The following is a 2,500-nucleotide window of genomic DNA, read 5'->3' as shown; positions in this document are numbered from 1 at the left end:
GCTTCTCGCGATGGTATAAGTCCGGATTAGACGATTGGCGTGTCGGACGTTATAAAATCCTGGATAGCTGAGCTAGTCCGTGGGTGAGATAACTTGTTTTGTTAGCAAAGACTCGCGAAGTTGTTCTGTTCTTCGGTAGTTAACCAATAGGTCAGATATTCCTAGTAGAGAGCCTGAACGTACATTCAATGTTTCTGTATTAGCTTGATAAAGTACCTCGAAATAGTCGACAAAGCCAAATATTTGAGAATAACTTTTTGCGTAAATATAGCCCTGATATTGATGTGAAATCTCGGTGCGAGGGAGCTGGTTTACACTAGCAACTACATGTGGCCACGCCTTTTCAAAAGGCATGGATAGGGAAAACTGATCTATTTTGTGAAAAAAGGTACTTGCTTCAGTTGAGACGCAATTAGGCAGTGGTGGGCACCAATTGAGACTAGGTTCAGGATCACTTTGTTGTAGCGGGCTGACAGCGCAGCCACTTGTCATCGCTAGCAGAGTAAGGCTGACATAGAGAGCACAGTTCTTAGGCTTCAAGTGCTGTCACTTCCATAATTGCCTGGCGGAGTTCTGCGTTCAGAACAAATTTTGCTTCCTCTATTACACGTTCAACATCTTCACCGTATACCAACTTATTGGCGCCATTAAGTGTTAAGAATTCCTTTTTTTGCAGCGTTGCAATGAAGTTTCGGAACAGTGCTTTGTCAAAAAACTCCGGGGCATTGAGACCAAAGAGAATCGACATGCGTTCAGCCATAAGTGTACTCTGTTTTTCAAGTTCTTCGGCATCAAGCTTCCCTGAACCACTACGCGTAAGAATGGCAACAACTATGTAGTAGCGTTCCAAGGTCTGGATGATCAAACGAGATAAGATGGACAAGTTTACGAAGGCCTCACTGCCGCTTGCCGGACGAGTAATGTACTCACCGTTGTCAATTACCAGCTTGTGTTGGATGAGTACTTTTAGCCAGTCTTCAAATACTGTTTCGACCTCGTCACTGCTCCAGCGAAGGAAAAGTTCTGCCTGAATGTAAGGGTAGATTGATTTGAACAGGCTATATAGCTGAGTTTTCTCAATGCGACTGTTATTTTGCATTAAACAGGCGATCAAAGAGGGGATTGCGAACAAGTGAAGTATATTATTTCGGTTGTAAGTGAGCGACACAGCATTTCTATCGGTCAGGCTAATAATGTCGCCCAGTTCTTGTTTTTGCCTCTCGACCAGGTGCATATTTTCAGCGTACTCAATCCAGTCAAAGCCATCACCTTCGGCAAAAGTGATATCTTCGCTGTAAGGTTGTTCTTTTAACAGGCTATTGAAGCAGTTCATTACGCGGCCTAGTACTTTCGCATCCATGGCATAGCGTTCGGTTGCCAGTAGTACCAAGGCAGTGAAATTAATAGGATTAATCGCAGCGGAGCTATTGATTCCGGTAACGATTTCCTGAGAGAGCTTGTCGACAAAACCGGACAACCATTGCGGTTTCTCGGTTTGCATTCCCGTAAAGTCTCGCCAGTTTTCTTGGTGTTGGTCCAGGTAGGCCTCAAGGTAGATAGGTTCACCAAAGTTCAAGCTAACTTTACCAAAAGAGCGGCGTAGGTTTTTAAGTGATTTGAATAGGCCAAATATAGACTCTTTTTGCTTCTTGTTGCCACGAAGCTCGCCTTGATAAGAACTGCCCTCTAATACTTTCTCATAGCCGAAATAGGTGGGTACAAAGGCGATAGGCTTTTGTTGGTCACGGAGATAGGAGGTGACAGTCATCGCTACCATGCCAGCGCGAGGCGAAAGTGTGCGTCCTGTGCGGCTTCTACCACCCTCAACAAAGTACTCTACTGAGTAGCCGCGTTTGAAAATGGTGTGGATATACTCAGAGAAAACCGTTGAGTACAGAGGGTTGCCCTTGAAGCTTCGGCGCATAAAGAAAGCACCGCCGCGGCGTAAAATTGAACCGACAATAGGAAGGTTTAAGTTAATGCCCGCTGCAATATGTGGCACCATGATTCCCTCTTCAAATAATTTGGAAGAAAGTAATAGGTAATCGATGTGGCTACGATGACAAGGTGCGTAGACGACAGCGTGATCTTTGGTGACATCACGGACTTTGTCGACATTGTTAGCGCTGATACCGTTATAAATCTTATTCCACAGTTTATTGAGTAAACGTTCAAGAAAATGGATGGTGGATATTTGTAAGTTGGAAGCCAGTTCGTCTGCGTAGCTTAAAGCTATTTGTCTGGACTGGGCTGGTGTCTTACCTTCTTCACTGGCGTGTTTCTCAATTGCGGCTTTCACTGGGCCGCTATTAATAATGCCGTGAACGAGGTTTTGTCTGTGAGATAGGTTCGGGCCCAGCACGGTTTGGCGTACACGACGAAAGTGAACACGTAAAATACGAGCGGCTTTTCGAGCACAAATCTTCTCGTCTTGCTTACTTTCCTCGAGCATTTGTTGCACAGAAAGTGGCTGATTGAATTGTACTAGGCTGCGACGGCC

General features: G+C 45.0%; 2 protein-coding genes. Both read right to left on the bottom strand.

The genetic code is table 11. The annotated features are described in order from the left end of the window. Positions 1-72: 72 nt before the first annotated feature. Positions 73-540, bottom strand: coding sequence for a DUF1499 domain-containing protein (locus A3761_RS14935; RefSeq protein ID WP_082872067.1), 468 nt, complete (start codon positions 538-540; stop codon positions 73-75). Then, a partial coding sequence (gene plsB, locus A3761_RS14930) for a glycerol-3-phosphate 1-O-acyltransferase PlsB (protein WP_068750426.1) occupies positions 530-2,500 on the bottom strand: 1,971 nt, incomplete at its 5' end. The genes plsB and A3761_RS14935, both read right to left, overlap by 11 nt.

This window comes from Oleiphilus sp. HI0123, assembly GCF_001635315.1.
The sequence above is the reverse complement of the archived record's forward strand: the minus strand, read 5'-3'. Positions and strand labels throughout refer to the sequence as shown.